General features: G+C 71.1%; 17 protein-coding genes. 7 read left to right on the top strand and 10 right to left on the bottom strand.

All coding sequences use genetic code 11. The features are described 5' to 3' along the window. Positions 1–496 precede the first annotated feature (496 nt). Positions 497–1,765 (top strand): lipase family protein, encoded by a 1,269-nt coding sequence (locus BUE48_RS01935; protein WP_286988550.1) that lies wholly within the window; start codon positions 497–499, stop codon positions 1,763–1,765. Positions 1,766–2,157: 392 nt separating this feature from the next. Here the strand turns inward: BUE48_RS01935 and BUE48_RS01930 are convergent, their stop codons facing one another. The 5 genes from BUE48_RS01930 to BUE48_RS01910 all read right to left on the bottom strand — a co-directional run bounded on the left by BUE48_RS01930 (position 2,158) and on the right by BUE48_RS01910 (position 5,575). Then, on the bottom strand, positions 2,158–2,901 hold the full coding sequence (locus tag BUE48_RS01930) for a siderophore-interacting protein (protein ID WP_012850772.1): 744 nt from the start codon (positions 2,899–2,901) through the stop codon (positions 2,158–2,160). Further along, positions 2,898–3,104 carry an MbtH family protein gene (locus BUE48_RS01925; RefSeq protein ID WP_012850771.1) on the bottom strand — a complete coding sequence of 69 codons (207 nt, stop codon included), beginning with the start codon at positions 3,102–3,104 and terminating at the stop codon, positions 2,898–2,900. Before BUE48_RS01925 ends, BUE48_RS01930 begins: the two co-directional genes overlap by 4 nt. Positions 3,105–3,189: 85 nt before the next feature. Continuing rightward, complete coding sequence (locus tag BUE48_RS01920) at positions 3,190–4,200, bottom strand: iron-siderophore ABC transporter substrate-binding protein (RefSeq protein ID WP_083789744.1); 1,011 nt, start codon at positions 4,198–4,200, stop codon at positions 3,190–3,192. A 169-nt stretch (positions 4,201–4,369) separates the two neighbouring features. Further along, entirely contained in the window at positions 4,370–5,275 is a 906-nt protein-coding gene (locus BUE48_RS01915) for a universal stress protein (RefSeq protein WP_286988547.1), read from the bottom strand. Between the two features lie 15 nt (positions 5,276–5,290). After that, on the bottom strand, positions 5,291–5,575 hold the full coding sequence (locus tag BUE48_RS01910) for a winged helix-turn-helix transcriptional regulator (RefSeq protein WP_286988544.1): 285 nt from the start codon (positions 5,573–5,575) through the stop codon (positions 5,291–5,293). 355 nt (positions 5,576–5,930) lie between these two features. On the opposite strand from BUE48_RS01910, the gene BUE48_RS01905 reads away from it, so the two are divergent. Further along, complete coding sequence (locus BUE48_RS01905; protein WP_286988543.1) at positions 5,931–6,920, top strand: BtrH N-terminal domain-containing protein; 990 nt, start codon at positions 5,931–5,933, stop codon at positions 6,918–6,920. A gap of 338 nt (positions 6,921–7,258) precedes the next feature. Further along, the gene (locus BUE48_RS01900) at positions 7,259–9,010 is read left to right on the top strand and encodes a serine/threonine-protein kinase (protein ID WP_286988541.1); all 1,752 of its coding nucleotides are present in this window, start codon (positions 7,259–7,261) and stop codon (positions 9,008–9,010) included. A 438-nt stretch (positions 9,011–9,448) separates the two neighbouring features. On the opposite strand, the gene BUE48_RS01895 is transcribed toward BUE48_RS01900, so the two are convergent. The 3 genes from BUE48_RS01895 to BUE48_RS01885 all read right to left on the bottom strand — a co-directional run bounded on the left by BUE48_RS01895 (position 9,449) and on the right by BUE48_RS01885 (position 13,078). Continuing rightward, on the bottom strand, positions 9,449–10,609 hold the full coding sequence (locus BUE48_RS01895) for a hypothetical protein (protein WP_286988539.1): 1,161 nt from the start codon (positions 10,607–10,609) through the stop codon (positions 9,449–9,451). A gap of 664 nt (positions 10,610–11,273) precedes the next feature. Then, a complete protein-coding gene (locus tag BUE48_RS01890) occupies positions 11,274–12,116 on the bottom strand; it encodes an ABC transporter permease (RefSeq protein WP_012850765.1) in 843 nt (280 codons plus the stop codon). Next, positions 12,113–13,078 (bottom strand): daunorubicin resistance protein DrrA family ABC transporter ATP-binding protein, encoded by a 966-nt coding sequence (locus BUE48_RS01885; protein WP_012850764.1) that lies wholly within the window; start codon positions 13,076–13,078, stop codon positions 12,113–12,115. The genes BUE48_RS01890 and BUE48_RS01885 overlap by 4 nt, the downstream gene beginning before the upstream one ends. Positions 13,079–13,252: 174 nt before the next feature. Here BUE48_RS01885 and BUE48_RS01880 point away from each other — a divergent pair, with 174 nt between their 5' ends. The 3 genes from BUE48_RS01880 to lanL all read left to right on the top strand — a co-directional run bounded on the left by BUE48_RS01880 (position 13,253) and on the right by lanL (position 16,672). After that, complete coding sequence (locus tag BUE48_RS01880) at positions 13,253–13,408, top strand: hypothetical protein (RefSeq protein ID WP_012850763.1); 156 nt, start codon at positions 13,253–13,255, stop codon at positions 13,406–13,408. 388 nt (positions 13,409–13,796) lie between these two features. Continuing rightward, the gene (locus BUE48_RS01875; protein ID WP_012850762.1) at positions 13,797–13,952 is read left to right on the top strand and encodes a hypothetical protein; all 156 of its coding nucleotides are present in this window, start codon (positions 13,797–13,799) and stop codon (positions 13,950–13,952) included. Positions 13,953–14,074: 122 nt separating this feature from the next. After that, on the top strand, positions 14,075–16,672 hold the full coding sequence (lanL, locus tag BUE48_RS01870) for a class IV lanthionine synthetase LanL (protein ID WP_286988536.1): 2,598 nt from the start codon (positions 14,075–14,077) through the stop codon (positions 16,670–16,672). A gap of 63 nt (positions 16,673–16,735) precedes the next feature. On the opposite strand, the gene BUE48_RS01865 is transcribed toward lanL, so the two are convergent. Further along, positions 16,736–17,251: a trypsin-like serine peptidase gene (locus tag BUE48_RS01865; RefSeq protein ID WP_148232890.1), complete on the bottom strand. Its 516-nt coding sequence runs from the start codon at positions 17,249–17,251 to the stop codon at positions 16,736–16,738. Positions 17,252–17,264: 13 nt separating this feature from the next. Between BUE48_RS01865 and BUE48_RS01860 the strand changes: the two genes are divergently transcribed. Continuing rightward, entirely contained in the window at positions 17,265–17,480 is a 216-nt protein-coding gene (locus BUE48_RS01860; protein WP_148232889.1) for a hypothetical protein, read from the top strand. 431 nt (positions 17,481–17,911) lie between these two features. Here BUE48_RS01860 and BUE48_RS01855 read toward each other — a convergent pair. Further along, positions 17,912–18,527: ATP-binding protein (locus BUE48_RS01855; protein ID WP_286988535.1), on the bottom strand; the 616-nt coding region annotated here is incomplete at its 5' end.

The following is an 18,527-nucleotide window of genomic DNA, read 5'->3' as shown; positions in this document are numbered from 1 at the left end:
CGGGCATCGCGGTCTCGGCGAGGCCGCCTCTGCGGTGCCGCACCGCCGATTTTTTCTTCACCCGACCCATAGGTCTATGCGATGGCCGGATGGCGGCCACTGAGGCGTTCATCTCTTGGAAGGGACGGCCGCCACGGCGATGAACGGTCACTGAAAAGCCGTCGGGTTTTTCAAATAGCCCCTCTCTTGGGGCGATGGCATGCTCGGCCCCGCTGCCCGTCCCATACTCGACGGCCCCGGGAGCGTCCCCTGGCAAGCGCCTGCCACCTGCGGAAACGCTTCTCCCCGGGAGGGTTGGGCGAACCACGGCCGAAAGCCGCTCATCCAGAATCCGATTCTGGATTGTGAATCAGATGCTAAACGCGCATGGCAATGCATGAGACGGCTTCATACCACCCTTTTCCACCCTGAGTCACAGTCGTCAGTGCCCACTTTTCCCGCCGGACGGCGATCGCCCCCGCTCGCCCGTCCGGCGCGCCACCCCAGTGGAGTGACGATGCGACTTGCACGACTGCTGACCTGCATGCTCACCGGAGCGGCCGTGGCCGGCACCGCCCTGGTGGCGCCGCCGGCCGCCGCCGCGGCACCGTCGCTGTGCCAAAGCAGCGACGAGGACATCTACACCGTCCCGCAGACCATCACCGGCGACCCCGGGGACCTGCTCGCCTGCCGGCAGACCTCGCTGCCGCTGATCCCCGGCGTCAAGATGAAGGCCTGGAAGATCAAGTACGTCTCCACCGACGTACGCGGCGACAAGATCGCGGTATCGGGGTTCGTGGCGATCCCGGACAAGGCGTGGACGCGCGGCGGATCCCGTCCCACGGTGGCCTTCAGCCCCGGCACGCTCGGCTCCGGGTCGCAGTGCGCGCTCTCCAAGCAGATGGCCGGCGCCCAGGTCGACTCCTATGAGGCCGGCAACCTGCGCAAGTTCCTGGAGGCCGGGTTCGCGATCGCCGCCTCCGACGGGGTCGGCTACATGAACGGCCAGGTCCACACCTACACGGTGGGCCTGAACGCCGGGCATGCGATCTTGGACGCGGTGCGCGCCGCGCGGCAGATCCCCGGCGGCTCGCTCACCGCCGACGGCAAGGTCGGCCTCGCCGGTTACTCCGAGGGCGGCTTCAACACCCTGTGGGCCGCGCAGCTGGCCTCCTCCTACGCCCCCGAGCTGAACGTGGTGGGCGCCGCCGCCGGCGGCGTGCCCGGCGACCTGAAGCTGGTCGCCGAACGGCTCAACGGCGGTCCCTTCGCCGGGTTCCTGGCCGACGCGGTGGTCGGGCTGAGCGCCGCCTACCCGCAGATGCCCTTCGACGAGCTGCTCAACGACCGGGGCCGGCGTGCGGTCCAGGAGGTCAAGAGCAACTGCCTGTTCGGGACGCTGGGCGCCTTCGCCTTCCGCAAGCTGGAGGACTTCACCACCGACCGGCTGACCCTGCCCCGGATCTACGCCCTGGCCGGCCCCGACGGCACCACCTGGGGTGAGATCATCGACGCCCAGAAGCTCGGCGTGGGCATCGGCACCCCCGCCTCCGGCGCCCCCTACAAGATCGGCTTCCCGGTGCTGCAGTACCGCGGACTGCTGGAGGAGATCATCCCGCACGAGGCCGAGGACGGCACCCGCCGGCGCTACTGCCAGGCCGGCATCACCACCCAATGGCGCCTCTACGCCGGTGAGCACCTGACCACCGACTGGCTGGCCGCCGGCGACGTCACCGACTGGCTCGGCGACCGCTTCGCCGGGAAACGCGCCACCGGCAACTGCTGAGAAAGCCCCTCGGCCCGGACGGTGTCCCTCCACCGTCCGGGCCGAGGCATGTCAGGTGTTCTGCGGCGGCCGCTACGGGACGTTCTGCGCACGACCAGCCGCTCGGATCCCCCGGTATACGCATTCAGCCCGATCTTGACGGACGACGCCGCATCCTCGCCGTCCCGGAAGCTCTGACGGCCCGCGCTCAAGGACAGGCCGCCCCGCACACGACCGGCAGGGCCGCAGAAGACCCGGCCGGGCCTCCTGCCGCGCACAACCGGCCGGCCAAGCCGCCGGGCTCCCGGCATAAGCGCTCAGCCGACGCCCACGGACGCCACCCGATCTCTCAGGGCTTTGAGACGGCACGCGCCCAGGGACCCGATGCCCTCCCCGCGCACGGGAAGCCCCGGTCACTCCTGGGCGGCGCCGCGTTTCCAGTAGCCGGAGAAGTAGATGGCCTCCCGGTCGATGCCGCGGTCGTCGACCAGGTGGCGGCGGATCTGCTTGACGGCCGACGACTCGGCCGCCACCCAGGCATAAGGGCGTCCAGGCGGCAGGCCCGCCTCACGGACGGCGGCGAGCAGCGACTCCCCGTCGCTGCGGTGCACCCACCTCACCTCGGCCCCTTTGGGCGCATCGAGGTGCTGCCGCTCCTCGGGGGAGGCGACCTCCACGAACACCCGGGCGGTGGCGTCCCGCGGCAGCGACTCGAGGATGGCTCCGATGGCGGGCAGCGCGGTCTCGTCCCCGGCCAGCAGCACCCAGTCGGTGCCGGGCGGCGGAGCGTACTCGGCGCGCGGCCCCCACAGCCCCACGTGGTCGCCGGGCCGGGCGTTGCTCGCCCAGCGGGACCCGGGCCCCTCGTCCCCGTGCAGCACGAAGTCGATGTCGACCTCGCCCAGCTCGGGGCGGTGCCGGCGGATGGTGTAGGTGCGGAAGACCGCCCGCACCGGCTCCCTCTGCCAGCGCTCCCACCAGTCGTCGCCGGTGGGGTAGACGGGACGGTCCTCGCCCGGCAGCGGGAAGAAGACTTTGACGCGGTGGTCCAGTCCCGCGCCGGGGAAGTCCTCCAGCCCGCCCAAAGTGATGCGGGTCATGTGCGGGGTCAGCGGCGTGACCCGGGTGACCTGGGCGGAAAAGTGCCGGTAGCTCACTGATGCGCCTCGATCAGACTGCGCGGACGCAGGTCCGTCCAGTGGGTGCGGACATACTCCAGGCACGCCTCGCGGCGGTCGGGCCCGAACGCGGTGGACCATCCGGCGGGGACGGCGGCGAACACCGGCCACAGGGAGTGCCGGCCCTCGGCGTTGACGAGCACCAGGTAGTCGGCCTCGGGGTCCTCGAACGGGTTGGTCATCGGGGTGCCTCCTTGCGTCGTCACCACGGGCGTCCCGGCCCGGGACGGCGGGGCCGGTCCCCCGCCGTCCCGGCGCCGGGCGGGGTCAGTCGGCCTTGGCCGCGGCTTCGGCGATCTTGGGAACGACGTTGTCGACCACGTAGGGGGCCGACAGCGGGGTGGGAGTGCGCAGCGGCCAGAACGACTGCAGGTCCAGCGCCACGTACGAGCCGCGCTTGACCACATCCAGGCTGGAGAACAGCTTGTTCTGCTCGAACTTGCGCTGCAGGGCGGTGTCGTTGTTGTAGTGCGAGATCAGCACGTCCACATCCAGCACGCCGAGCTTTTCGGTGCTCAGCTCGACGGCGAAGCTGTCACCGGGCAGGTTCTTGATCTGCTCGGGCAGCACCATCCCGAACCCGTTGAGGGTCTTGACGGAGATGTCCTCGGTGGACTTCATCACCCCGAGGTTGCCGTTGGGGAAGGTGCTGGTGAAGGCGAACTCCTTGCCCTGCAGCTGCGGGTACTTGTCCTTGACCTCGTTGAGCTTGGCCTCGACCTCGGCGACCAGCTTCTCCCCGTCGGCGGGACGGCCGATGGCCTGGGCGACCTGGCGGGCGATCATCTGCCAGGAGTCCTCATACGGGCCGGTCTGGTAGGCCGTGGTGGGGGCCAGCTTGGAGAGCTTGTCGTAGGCCTTGTCGATGTAGTAGTCGCCGCCGGCCAGGATCAGGTCGGGCTTGAGCGCGGCGATCTCATCCAGGTTGAACCCCGAGTCGGTGGCCCGCAGCATCTTGGGCTTGGGGTCCTTGACCTTGGGAGCGGTCCAGGGGGCCAGCCCGTCCTTTTGCACGCCGGTCAGTTCTGCCATGCCGACCGGCTGCACGCCCAGCGCCAGCAGAGTGTCCTGGTCGACCTCGCCGAGCGCGACGATGCGCTTGGGCGGTTCCTTGATCGTGGTGGTGCCGAGCTTGTGGGTGAGGGTGACCGGGAAGGCGCCCTGGCCCGTCCCGGAGGCGGCCGGTTCGTCCTCAGAGTCACCGCCGCAGGCCGCCACCAGGCCCAGGCTCAGCACGAGCGCACTGGTCGCGGCCAGCCGCCGCATCATCGTACGCATGGGGGATGCGTGTCCTTCCTTGTGTATGGCTGTCACCGCATAGGGCAGATTATTTAGGTAAGGCTTGCCTAAGCTAGCAAGATTCACTGATCTCCGGAAGCGTCCGGCATCCAACGATTCGGCAACGGCCCGCCCGCCCCGGCGACGACCTCCTGCTACGCACCCGCCCTCAGGACGCCGGATCGCCTGAAGTGTGAGAAACCACACCGGGACGCACGATCGCGACCGGGCAGCGGGCGTGGTGAACGATGCCGTGGCTGACCGACCCCAGCCGCAGGGCGCGCAGCCCGCGCCGGTCATGGGCGCCCACGGCGACCAGATCGGCCCGCTGCGAGGCCACGGTCAGCGCGTGCACCGGGTGATCACGGACGACGTCGATCACCGTCTCCAGCTCCGGGTAGCGGTCCCGCAGCGGGGCGATGGCCTCCTCGATCGACCGCCGCAGGGACCGGGCGGTCTGCTCGGCGTCCACCCCGTCGGCGATGCGGGCCGGCAGCCGCCACCCGTGCACCGCCCGCAGCCTCGCCTTGCGCAGCGAGGCCGCCTCGAAGGCGTACTCCAAAACGCCCCGGCTCTCGACGGACGGGTCGATCCCGGCGACCACCTCGCCATGGGCCGGCCCGCCGGCCTCCCCGCGCACGATGACCACCGGGCCGGGCGTATGACCGGCCACATGCAGCCCCGTCGAGCCCAGCAGCAGACCGGCGAAGCCCCCCGTGCCGTGGGAGCCGACGACGATCTCAAAGGCGGTGTCCGCCTGCCCCTGCAGGGCCTGCTCGGGCGACCCCATGACCAGCTCGGTGCCGACCTCCAGCTCCGGGTGGCGCCGCCGGGCCAGCCGTTCGGCCTCCTCCAGGACGAGCCGTCCCGAACCCTCCAGCGAGACCATCAGATCCGCCGAGCCCACCACCACCGCGGTGCCCATCCCCCAGGGCTGCACCGCGTGGACGATGCGCAGCGGCCGTCCCCGGAGCATCGCCTCGTCGGCGGCCCATGCGACGGCGTGCTCGGCTCCGGCGGAGCCGTCGGTGCCGACGACCACGGGCGCCGTGGAGGTCTGCGAAGGCTGCGCCATGACATGCCTCCCCGCTCAAGGACGGCCGGACCGGCCCAGTGCCGGCAGGGCCGTCCTACCCACTCCGGCGCCGAAGATGAGCGGCCCGGCTGTGCGCTTGCGGGCGTCCCTAAAGCAGGACGAGCTTCGGCGGGCGGGCTCATTTGAACGGCTCGGCCGCGCGGGCGGCATCACCGGATGGACGATCCCCTCGCCTTCCAGGCCGTGCAGGGTGACGGTGAGCATCCGCCGGCTGCTGCCCTCGATCTTTCGTTCGGGTCCGTTGAGGCGCCTGGCGCCGCAACCGATCTCGGCGATCATCTACAGCGGTCGCTTGTCCCCGATCCGGTCAGGACGCCGCGGGCCCGGCACGGGGACGGTGTCCAGTGTGGCTCCGTGACCTGCATGGTCGCCTCCAGGCGTCCGAGGAGGCGGAAAAAACGCCTTGGTGGGCTTCACCGTCCGCCGTCAGCGCCGGCCGGCGAGGGCGGTGATGATGGCCCGTCCCTCACGCAACCGCGTAATACGGGCGCAGGAGGAGCTGGACCAGGAGACACAGCGGTGGACTCTCCCATAGTGGGAGCGTCCACGATGAGGACGTGCACGCCGAGCCGGGGCAAGCGCCCCGAAAAGAACCGACGACCCAAGCGGCCATTCCCGCCCCGGAGGTCAGGCCATGACCACGCTGATAGACATCGACGCCCGCGGCATGCAGCACTGCGAGACGACCGCGCTGGGGGTGCTGCTGCGGCACCAAGGGCTCGACCTGTCCGAGCCCATGCTGTTCGGCCTCGGCTCTGGGTTGTCCTTCATCTACTGGGACGGCAAGAACCTGGACTTTCCCTTCCTCGGGGGACGGGTCAAGCCGTTCGAGCTCACCAAGAACCTGGCCGCCCGGCTGGGGCTGGAGCTTGCGGTCCACGAAACCTCCTCGCCCCGCAAGGCCTGGGAGAACGTGGCGTCCGCCATCGACGCCGGCCGTCCGGTCGGGTTGCAGCTCGACAGCCACCACCTGGACTACTTCACCCCGAAGGTGCACTTCGCCGGTCACATCGTGGCCATGTACGGCTACGACGACCGCACCGCCTACCTGGTGGACACCGACTCCCAAGGCGGGGCGGTGACCACCAGCCTGGACGGTCTCGCCCGGGCCAGGGCCGCGCGCGGGCCGATGGCCGCCAAGCACCGTTCCTTCACCCTCACCGTTCCCAAGGACGCGCCCTCCCCGCAGAGCCGGATCGTCCCCGCCATCACCGCCTGCGCCGACGCCTTCCTCAACCCGCCGATCGCCAACCTGGGGTACCGGGGCATCGAGAAGGCCGGGAAGCTGGTGCGCACCTGGCTCCAGCGCGCCGGCGACCCCCGGCGGGATCTGCCGCAGGCCGCCTTCCTGATGGAGAAGGGCGGCACCGGCGGCGCCCTGTTCCGCAACCTCTACCGCGACTTCCTCGCCGAATGCGCCCAATCGATCGACAGCGATCACCTGCGCACCGGGCACAGGCTGTACGCCGAGGCGGCCACCCTGTGGACGGAGACCGCGACGCTGATCGCCAAAGCCGGCGAATCAGGCGACGCGCAGTGCCTGGACCAGGCCGGTGACCTCCTCGGCGACCTTTCACGTCTGGAACGCGAGGCCATGCAGACACTGCGCCGCCTGGCGGAGTGAGCCTTCCTCAACACGCCGTCTCCGCAGGCCGAGACAGTGGCATCGCGGTCAGGGACGACGCCGGGGCCTGGAACGAAACGACGTAGACGCCCGGCCCGGCGTCCGCAAGGGAGCACTTCGGAGCACATCCCGTCGGCACCGGTGCTCCGGCGAGGCCGAACGCCCCGGCGGCAAGTGCTCGTCTCATGACCCGGCCATGGGCTGATCCGTTGCTTGCCGGGGCGTCCGCAGGGGTACCGGAGGTAACCGAGACCCACCACGATCATGAGCGAACAAGATCAGACGATGCGGCCGTCACACCACCCGAGACACTCGGTCAACGACGAAGTGGTGGCCGCATGAAACAGACCTGGAGCCTGACGGAGTTCACCGAGACCCGGGAACTGGGGCGCGGCGCCCAGGGACGCGTGGTGCTGGCCCGTCACCGCAAGTCCGGTGCCCTGGTGGCGATCAAATACCTGGAGCGGGCCGCCCCGGAGGCCCTGGCCGGGCTGCGCGCCGAGGCCCAGATGCTGGGACGGCTGCGCAGCCCCCACGTCGTGCGGCTCTACCAGTTCGTGGAAACCCCCCAGGGCGCGGCGATCGTCATGGAGGCGGTCAACGGGGTGTCGCTGCGCGCGATCCTCGACAAGCACGGCGCACTGGCCCCCGAGGCGGCGCTGACCGTGCTGAAAGGGTCGCTGCTCGGGCTGGCCGCCGCGCACTCGGTGGGCGTGGTGCACCGCGACTACAAACCGGCCAACGTCGTGGTGCGCGAGGACGGGCTGAGCAAGCTCGTCGACTTCGGCGTGGCGGCGCTGGCCGGGCAGGGCTCGTCCTCCGGCACCCCCGCCTACATGGCCCCCGAGCAGTGGCGCGGCGAACCGGCCTCACCGGCCACGGACGTGTACGCCGCCACCGGCGTCTTCCTCGAATGCGTGACCGGACGGCGGCCCTTCGCGGGCGTGGAGGCGGCCGCGCTGATGCACCACCACCTGAACGTCCCCGTCCCGCTGGACGACGTGCCCGAGCCGCTGCGGCCCCTGATCGCCCGGGGCATGGCCAAGGACCCCGGGCAGCGCCCGCCCGGGGCCGCCGCGTTCGTGGCCGAGCTGGAGGCCACCGCCCGCGCCGCCTACGGGCCGGACTGGGAGCGGCGCGGCATCGGGGCGCTGGCGGGCGCCGCCGTGGCGCTGGCCTCCCTGTTCCCGCTGACCGCGCTGGCCGTGACCCCGGCGGGGGCGGCCGTGGCGGGCGGCTCGGTGGCCTCCTCGGTGGGCCAGGGGCTGCTGGCCACCGCGGCGGGCAAGGTGACGATCGCGGTGGCCGGCACCGCCGTGGTCGCCGCCTCGGCCGGCACGGTGACCTACGCGACCCGGGATGCCTCCCCCGCCCCGCGGCCGTCCCCCGCCGCCGTCGTCACCACGGCCACCGAGAGCTGGACGAGCGCCAACCCGCGGGTGGTGCTCCAGAACGCCCAGTACGTGCGGGTCAGCGGCCTGCGCGACGCCGCGCTGCAGCAGCGGATCAACCGCGCGCTGCGGGCCCCGCTGGACCGGCTCATCAAGATGGGCCGCGAGCACGCCGTCCGAAGCAGGACGGCATGCGAGGGACGTCCCACGCAGATCTACTCCACCGTCCGCCTGGGGGTGCGCGGCCCCGCGCTGGTCTCGGTGCGCTACCGGCTGTGGAGCGACTGGTGCCAGGCGGCCGACGGGATGCCCGCCGGAGAGGTCGTCACCATCGACCTGCGCACCGGACGCAGGCTCACCGCCACCGACGTGTTCCGCCCGCAGACCCTGACGCCCACGGGCCTGAGCAGGCTGCAGAGCCTGGTCGTCCAGCGCGAGCCGGACCCGCCGTGGTCGAACTGCGCACCCGAGGGCCGGTTCACCAGGAAGCACTTCGGCGACTGGACCGCCCCGGCCGGCGACCGGGAACCGCCGATGCTCAGCGCGTTCTTCACTCCCAGCGCCTTCGAACTGGCCTGGCACGTGAGCGGCAGCGACGGCTGCCAGACCCTGACCTTCACCGCCCCCTATGCCAAGGTCCGCGACCTGCTCCAGCCTTCGGTGCTGTCACTGCTGAACCCGTCGCCCACCCCGTCCTGATCCCGGCGCCCTGCCGCCGCCTTCCGCGGCGCTGCTCCTTGGTCCCGGACGAAAGGCCACGCCTCCGCACCGGGCCGGCGATGCAGCACCATGGGCCTGCCACACGCACCGATACGCCACGCCCTCGTGCCGGGCCAGGGCACGCAGCCCCCGAACCTGCCACAAGCACCGACCCGCCACATCTCCGCACCGGAACGGTGATGCAGCACCATGGGCCTGCCACACACCGGTACACCACGTCCTCGTACCGGGGCGAGGCATGTGGCGCCATGGGGCTGCCACACGTACCGGTACACCACGCCTTCGTGCCGGGACAGGGCATGCGAAAGCCCAGGGCGGGCACAGCGCGCCTGTTCGGCCGCGCATTTCACCCTCCCTGGGCCGGGTCGCTGTTATCTGTTCCTGGCCAGGGCCTCCTGGCTGGGGCCGCTGCCGCCGCTACCGGGCCTGCTGCTCTTGCTGCACCTCCTGGTCGGCTCGCTGGATCTGCTGCGGCTGCTGGGCCTGCTGGCTCTGCTTGTTCTGCTGAGCCCGGGCCTGCTGAGCCTGCTGGTTCTGTTGTGCCTGGGCCTGCTGGGCCTGCCGGTTCTGCTGGGCCTGCCGGTTCTGCTGAGCTTGCTGGTTCTGCTGGGCCTGCCGGTTCTGCTGGGCCTGCCGGTTCTGCTGGGCCTGTCGGTTCTGCTGGGCCTGTCGGTTCTGCTGGGCCTGCCGACCCCGCTGAGCCGATCGTCCTTCCTGAGCCTGCTGGGCCTCTTGGGCCTGCTGAATCTGCTGAATCTGTTGGGACTGCTGGGACTGTGGAGCTTGCTGGGCCTGCTGGGCTTGCAGCGCCTGCCATGCCTGCTGGGCCTGCTGGGACTGCTGGACGTGCGGCAGCTTGTAGGCCCACTGCTCATAGAAGGCCCGCCTGGCCTGGTCGGCCTGCTGCGGCGACATCACCATCCGAGGCCGCTGCGCCTGTTGCGCTAGCTGCGCCTGCTGCTCTTGTCGAGCTTGTCGCTCTTGTCGGGCCTGCTGTCCTTGCCGGGCCTGCTGGGGCTGCTGCATGTGCGCCAGCTCATGCGTCCCCTGCCGTTGGAAGATCTGTCCTGCCCGCTCCATCTGCTGCGGCAGCAGCACCGCCTGAGGCTGCTGCACCTGCAGAGGCTGCCGCATCTGCGCGGGCTGCTGGATCTCATGCCGCCCCTGCTGGGGCTGCTGCACCTGCCAGATCTGCCGGGACTGCTGGACGTGCGGCAGCTTGTAGGCCCACTGCTCATAGAAGGCCCGCCTCGCCTGGTCGGCCTGCTGCGGCGACAGCACCACCCGAGGCCGCTGCACCTGCTGCCCCTGCTGCGGCGACAGCACCCCTTGAGAGTGCTGCATCTGCGGCCTCTGTTTCGACGGCAGCAGTCTCACCCACTGTCCGTTCCTGCACACCCACCCGGTGCCGTTCTCCCTGGGGTAGAAGACCGCCCCTTCGGCGTAGTTCTGCCCGCGCAGGTGGCAGTCGGCCGGACGTCCGATCGATGCGGCGGAAGCCGTGGGCAGAGCGGACAGCACGGCGGTGACCGCCGCCACGGACGTTCCCATGGTGATCGCCTGTCGCGCTGAGATCATGTCCTTTTCCTCCTGGTGTCCCTGGTGTGCGGGCGGGTGCCCTCCCGGGGGCCTCGAGCCACCGATGGCGGCCCGCCCGATCTCTCCCTTCCCCCCTATGTCACTCAGAGTCACCATCTATCGACAAAGAGCAATATCAATGTCGATCGATACCGGCATGGCCGCTAGACAGGCCGAGCCCCGCCCCACCCTCGAACCGAGACCGGCGCGCGACAGCCAGACCACCACAGGCGAAAGCACAAACCGTCCCTGGCCGCGGCACCGCCCGAGAGCAGCACGCAAAACGACCCATTGGTCTCGAATCCACCCCACGGCCCGGGCAAAGCCACCGTTCCCCGCAGCTCAGCCGATCGTCGAGCGAGCCGGGCCACCGCTTACACGCAGCAACCGGCAAAGTCCCGAATCGCCCCGCAGGCCGGCGCCTCACCGGTGACGCGCTCGCACCCGGCCCGGAGACGGACTCAAAGACATGAACGCCGGGCACCGCGGGGACGGCGCCGGCCGCGGTCGGGGAGCGAGAGCCGGAAGGAGAGATGACGCACATCGACGACTCCCCCGATCATCACCATAAGTGAGTGATCAAATACGGAGAGTGCCATACCCTCTTCGGGCCGTTTTCACCGGGGCGAGGACGAGGTCTCACCCCGGGACGAACGCGGGCCGCTCACCCGAGCCGGCCGAAACGCCGGCTCGCCCACACCAGCATGACGGCCCCGAGCACGGCGATACCGGCCAGCTCGAGGGCCACCGGCGGGCTCCACCCGCCCCAGCGCGGCCCGTCGAACAACTGCGGCGGGACCGGGCCGGGCAGATACCCGGTGATCGTCCGGCGCAGCGCGTCCACCGCGTAGCTGACCGGGTTGATCAGCACCGCCCACGACAGCCAGCCGGGCAGCCCCTGCACCGGGAACATCGCCCCGGACAGGAAGATCAGCGGCATCGTCAGCACGCTCAGCACCGCGTAAAAGGACTCGGTACGGGTGATCGTCACCGCCAGCAGCACGCCCAGCGCGGTCATCGCCAAGGCGACGACGGCCAGCTCCCCCAGCAGCAGGGCCAGCAGGACGGGGTCATAAGGCAGGTGCGCGATCCCGGCCAGCGGCAGCAGCAGGGCGCCCTGGCAGGCGGCGATGGTCGCACCGCCCAGGCACCGGCCGACCAGCAGCGTCTCCCGGCGCACCGGGGCGACGATCATCTCGCGCAAAAAGCCGGCCTGGCGGTCGGTGACCAGCGCGACCCCGGCCGAGATCGCCGGCGCCTGGACCGTCATCACCAGCATGCCGGGGAACAGGAACGTCCGGTAGTCGGCGCCGCCCGGGGAGGCCGGCAGCAGCGCGGCCAGTCCCGCCCCCAGCGCCAGCAGCATCAGCACCGGCTGGAGCACCGTGACCACGATCTTCAGGCGGTCGCGGACGTAGTGCAGCATGTCGCGCTGCCACACCACGCCGAGGGCGGCCAGCTCGTCGGCGTACCGGGACGCCCGGGGGGCCGTGGCCGGCGCCGTCATCGCCCGCCCTCCTCGCGGATGGTGCGGCCGGTGTAGTGGAAGAACACGTCATCGAGGCTGGGACGCACGACCGTGACCGACTCGATGGGGACCGTCAAAGCCGCGCACATCCGCGGGACGAAGGCGGCCCCGTCGGCGACCCGCACCGACAGCCCGCGTTCGGTCACCGTGGCCTCCAGGCCGAAAAGGTCGCGCAGTTGCGCCGCGGCCGCCCGGTCGTCGCTGGAGCGCAGTTCGATGCGGTCGGCGCCGACCACGGTCTTCAGCTCCGCGGGCGTGCCCTCGGCGATGATGCGCCCGTCGTCGATGATGGCTATGCGGTCGCAGTGCTCGGCCTCGTCCAGGTAGTGCGTGGTCAAGAACACGGTGATCCGTTCGCGTTCGCGCAGCAGGCGCAGGTGCTCCCAGATCTGGGCGCGGGTGTGGGGGTCGAGCCCGATGGTCGGCTCATCCAGAAACAGCACGCGCGGGCGGTGCATGAGGGCGCGCACCACTTCCAGGCGGCGTTTCATCCCGCCGGAGAAGGTGCCCACCAGGTCGTCGCGCCGCCCGCCCAGGCCCACCAGGTCCAGCAGCATCCGGGCGCGTTCGCGGGCGGCGGCGGCCGGGACGCCGTACAGGCGGGCGTGGAAGCGCAGGTTCTCCCAGGCGGTGAGGCCCAGGTCGAGGGTGGTGTCCTGGAAGACCAGGCCGATGTGCCGCCGCACCTGGTGGGCCTCGGTGACCACGTCGTGGCCGGCGATCTCGGCCCGTCCCCCCGAGGGGGCGGTCAGGGTGCACAGCATGGCGATGGTGGTGGTCTTCCCCGCCCCGTTGGGGCCGAGGAACCCGAAGGTCTCGCCCGCGGCGACCGACAGGTCGACTCCGCGCACGGCCGGCCCGCCCGGGTAGGACTTGGCCAGGGCGCGGGCATGGATGACCGGAGCGGCGGGCGTGTCGGACGCGGTGTCCCCGGCGGTCACGGCAGCGCTCCGCTCACCATGACCGGATCTGGTGACCATGTGGCCTTATCTCCTCTTTACCCGAGCCATTCACGGGCTTGTAAAAACCACCTGACGTTTCTCAGTGGACAATCGCCCCGACCATGTTACTCTTTGTAATTACAAGAACACCCCAAGCAACAGCAGGAGGTCTTCATGTCTGCTCTCCTCGAACCGCGCGACGCCGGCGCCACCAACCTGGACGCCCTGGCCGCGGTGCCCTCGGAGGCCCCCGCCCACCAGGCAGGAACCTGCACGGTCTGTCACTGGGGCTACACGATCCTGTGCGACGACTTCAGCACCAGGTCCTGACCTCCTGCCTGACGACCCGGTGAGCAGATCACCGGACGAAACCGAGGGGTCGCCGAGTTCGGCGGCCCCTCGGCCGCTGCACGGGCCACTGCCCCCGGCCGTGCCACCGGGAAGAGGTCACCGGCCCGCCGGGCGGTAACCGCGCACCCAACCGGCCGGCAGACGGCGAACCCCCGAAACGGCGCACGCTCCAGACGCATCGCCCGCAGCGGCCACCACGGCACTCTCCCGCCATCGCCCGACCTTGTGAACATGTGACCCCTTTTCCCCCGCTCGCACCCTTTGCGGATCCACAGGCGCCAACTGGCACGACCCGGATGGACATCCCACCCAGCGATGTTACGTTCTGTAATCGCAAGGACACACAAAGCGACATCAGGAGGTCACTGTGTCCGCACTTCTCGAACCGCGCGACGCCGGCACCACCAACCTGGACGCCCTGGCCACCGTGCCGTCGGAGGCCCCGGCCTTCCAGGCGGGGAGCTGCACCGTCTGCCACTGGGGCCGGACGGTCCTGTGTGACGACTTCAGCACCCAGGCCTGACATCGCCTGACACCCGGCGACCACACCGCCGGGCGAAACCGAGGGGCTGCCGAACTCAGTGGCCCCTCGGCCGCTTGCCCGGGCCGCCACGCCACCGCACCACCAGGAAGAGGCCACCCAACGTGTCCCACGCACCCGCCACCCCGACCGAGCAGGAACTGCGCGCCGAACTCACCGGCCCGGTCACCGGCGCCGGCCGCCAGATACACGCCCGCGGCGTCTGGCTGGCCGTGGACGACCCCGCCTTCCACCTCCCCCGCCAGGGCTGGAAGATCCACCTGTCGGCCCGGCCCGCCACCCTGCAGGAGACGATCCGGCGCATGCTGCCCGCCGTCCTCGCCGTCCCCTGCCACTTCAAAGTCGTCCGCTCCGGACGGCACCTGCAAGACCTCAACTCCGCCAACAACCACCCCGGCTCCATCGGCAAGGCCGTGACGATCTACCCGTCCCCCGAGGACGTGGCACCCCTGGCCCGCCGGCTCGCCGAAGACCTGGCGGGCATGGAAGGCCCCCGCATCTGCAGCGACCGGCGGGTACGGCCCGACGCCCCCGTCTACTACCGCTACGGCCCCTTCCACCCCTGCTACGACATCAACGACGACGGCGACCTGGAACTCGTGGTCACCGACCCGCAGGGCAACACCCACCCGGGCGCCGCCGACGACTCCTTCTGGCAACCCCACTGGTCCCCCGACCCGCTCACCGGCGCCACCCCCCACCCCGCACCGTCCGACGGCCCGGCCGCCCCCGTCCTGCTGGGCGGACGCTACCGAGTGGTACGCGGCCTGACCCGCAACGGAAAAGGCTGCGTATACCGGGCGATCGACACCACCGACAACCGGCCGGTGATCATCAAAGAGGCACGGGCCCACGTCAACGAAGACGCCCTGGGACGCGACTCCCGCCTGCGGCTGCGCAACGAACGGTACGTCCTGCACCTGCTGCGCGACCTGGACGACGTACCGAAAGTGATCGACCACTTCCGCCACGAAGACCGCGAATACCTGGCCATCACCGACCTGGGCGCCCTGGCCCTCGGCCAGGACGTCGCCGAGAACGGCCTGTACGTCGCCGACCCGGCACCGCCCGGACGAAGCCTGCGCGCCCTGGCCACGGCCCTGCTGGAACTGCTGGACCACGTGCACCGGCGCGGCGTGCTGGTCCGCGACCTGACCCCCACCAACGTCGTCCTCGACGACGCCACCGGCCGCCCCCGCCTGGTGGACTTCGAAATCAGCCACGCCGAAGACCCGCAACTGTACGGCTGGACCCCCGGCTACAGCCCACCCGAACAGGAACGCGACGAACCGGCCACCGTCGAAGCCGACTACTACTCCCTCGGCGCCACCCTGTTCTACGCCGCCACCGGCCTGCCGCCCACCTGGATGACCGGCGACCCCGGCAACCACGACCCCCGCCGCGCCGCCGAGGTACTGGCCGGCCGGGGCGGCATGAGCGGGACGATCCTCGGCCTGCTCGACCCCGACCCCGCCCGGCGCCGGGCCGCCGCCGACGACATCCGCGCCGGCCGCTTCACCGACGCCCCGCCCCCGCCGCCGCCTTCTGCCCGGCAGCGGGCCCGCCGCCTGGAGGCGGCCATCGCCCACAGCCTCACCGAACTGTCCCGCCACGCCGCCGACCTCATGAGCGGGAAAGACTTCACCGGCGGCCTGGTGGGCAGCCCCATCAACCTCTACCGGGGCGCCGCCGGAATGGGCATGGAACTGCTGCGGCACGACGAACCGTCCCGCGCCCTGGCACGCGGCCTGGCCTACTGGACCGGCGGCTTCCGGGCGCTGCGCAACGGCCGCCCGGGACTGTACACCGGCGACACCGGCATCGCCGTCTTCATCGCCGAAGCCGGAGCGACCCTCGGCGACGAGACCCTCCTGAAGATCGCCGAGCCGCTGGCCCGTCCCGTCCTCTCCCGGATCACCGCCACCGACCAGCACACCGGACTGGCCGGCATCGGCACCGGCCAGCTGCTGCTGTGGCGGCTCACCAAAGACGCCGGCCGCCTGGAACTGGCCGACGCCTGCGCCCGGCGGCTCCTGGCCCGCGACCTGACGGCCGAACTGCAGGAGAACCCGCCCGACTACGCCGACTGCGGGGCGGTCTCCCGCACCCTGGGCTTCGCGCACGGCCTGGCCGGCATCGTCCACTTCCTGCGCGACCACCACGCGGCCACCGGCGAGACGGCCACCGAGGCCGCCCTGCACAAAGGATGCGACACGCTCCTTGAGCACCTGCCGCCGCTGCTGGAGGCCGCCCGGGCGGTATCGGCCAAGCCGATGCACGCCTCGTTCTGCCAGGGACTGGCCGGGATCGGCGCCGCCCTCGCCCGGACCGGACGCGACCTGGGCGCCGACGACCACCTGCAGGCGGCCCGCGAGGCCGCCGCGGCCTGCCTGGAGCTGGCGCCGCGCATGTACGCCCTCACCCAGTGCTGCGGGCTGGCGGGCATCGGGGAACTCTTCCTCGACCTGTGCCAGATCACCGGTGACCGGACGTACGCCCAGTGGGCGGACCGGATCGCCGACCTCATCCTCGCCCGCGCCGGCGGCTCCCCCGAGGCCCCGGTGTTCCCCGACACCTCCCTGCACGGAAGCAGCGGCGGCTGGTCGATCGGGACTTCCGGGGTGGTGTCCTTCCTGCGGCGGCTCGGCGACCCGGCCGCCCCGCGCCTGTGGCTGGACCCGCCCGCAGGCACCGCCCGCTGACACCCGCAGCGCCCCGCAGCCCGGGGATCTCCTCCCGGGCGGCGGGGCGCTTCGCCGGTGATTTCACCGAAGCTGATCGGCGTACCGGTAGAGCGTCCACACGTCCCCGCCAAGCAGCGGGCTCCACAGCGTGGTGTTGGCCAGATCGGTGTTCGTGGTGACACCGCCGATGTAACCGAACCCGGTCGAACGGTCATAGGAGTCCAGCCAGGGACCGCCGCTGGCACCGGTGGTGAGCCGGCACGCCATCCGCATGCGCCGCCCTTCCGACCGGGTGACGCCTTCGCAGTAGTGCTGCCGGTCGCCCCGGTAGGGCGGCAGGAACGGGTAGCCGAGGACCGTCCGCCGCCTGCCCGTGGCGGCCCCCGGCCGGATGCCGTTGCCGCCGACCCTGTCGAGAATCCTGACGCCCCCGGACGAGGCCACCTTCACGAAGGCCACATCGTCCTCAGGCCGTCCATGGGTGATCCACCGGGAGGGGGTGACGAACCACTCCGCCCGCCACACCCCAAAGGGCCGCTTGCCCTGGTCATAGGAGGGGACGAAGATCCAGTCACGGTGCCAGCCGCGGCTGTACACGCAATGCCCCGCGGTGAGGAGCAGGTTCCCCGAGTCGCTGGCGACCACCGAGGCCGAGCAGGAGGAACGGCGCCCCGACGCCGCGTCGGTGAAGAACACCCTGCCCACCGCCCTGCTGGCCGGCACACCACCGGCCATCCCGGTCATCGTCCGCCTCGGGACGTCCGCGGGCACCGCCGGAAGCACCAGCCGCGCCGGCCCCGCCCGAAAGAGCGCACCGCCGGCCTGATCGCGGCGCTCGACCTGCGAAAGACGCCCGGCCTGCGCACCGGCCGGAGCCCGCACGGCCACCGGAGCCCACCTTCCCTCCGGGAGGACGGTCTCTTGCCCGACCGCGGGCGTCCACAGAGCACCCGCCAGGACGGCGCTTCCCGCTAAGACTCCCGTCCAGTGCACCCTGGTGCCCACCATCGCCTTCTGCGCTCCTTTCGCATCTTCCGGCGATCCGCCCCTCGGTGACCTCCCGGCCGGATCTGTCACCGAGCGACAAACTTTAACTACCCGTCGTTACTTATAGATGACTCACAGTAGTTAAGATCTCCGGATGAGCAGTGACAGTCAGGAGTGAAAGCGACAGCGAGAAGGACCGTCCCGGCAGGGCACTCGCGTCTTTGACAAGCCCTCGGCTTCCCTAGACGGACCGGCGGCGCAGCGAACCCCTCAAGAAGCAGGCATCGAAGAAGAGGAGCCGTCCAGATGACGGATGATCCGCTCGGCGGTCTCCTGCAGATCGATGAGGGGATGGCGGATCAGCCGATCGGGACGAGGCTGCCAGGAAAAGCAGCCGGGCAGAACCCACACGTTGAGCCCGGGAAGCTCCAGCACCGACAGGGCACCGGTGCCACTGTGCCTGCCGTGCAGGCCGCGGCGGGCCAGCACCCGCATTAAGCAGCGCGCGGCGGCATCAGGGTGAACGGTGACCGTACGGCCGGGCCAATCGGGTGGCAGCGGCAGGGCGAACCAGACCGCCTTGCCCGGAACGGGAGGGTCGGCCAGCAGGGAACGGGACGGCCCATACCCCCAGTCGGCGGCGACCTCGGCGACCAGGGCCAGCCCTTTGCCGGACTCCTCCAGCAGGCCGCCCCGGCCGGGCCGGGGCGGCAGGGAGCGGGCGCCGTCGAAGACGGAGACGACGAGCTGAGGGGCGGGCACGGTCCGCGCCCAGACCCACAGCTCCGGCGGGACGACCGGAGCGGCACCCGGTGCGGGCCGGGCATGCCGCAACGCGTTGGTGGCGATCTCGGACACGGCGAGCCTGCCGTCCTCGATCACCTCC

The sequence above is a fragment of the Thermomonospora sp. CIF 1 genome (assembly GCF_001896795.1).
In the GTDB taxonomy this organism is placed as follows: Bacteria; Actinomycetota; Actinomycetes; order Streptosporangiales; family Streptosporangiaceae; genus Thermomonospora; species Thermomonospora curvata.
This window is presented reverse-complemented; position numbering and strand designations above follow the sequence as displayed.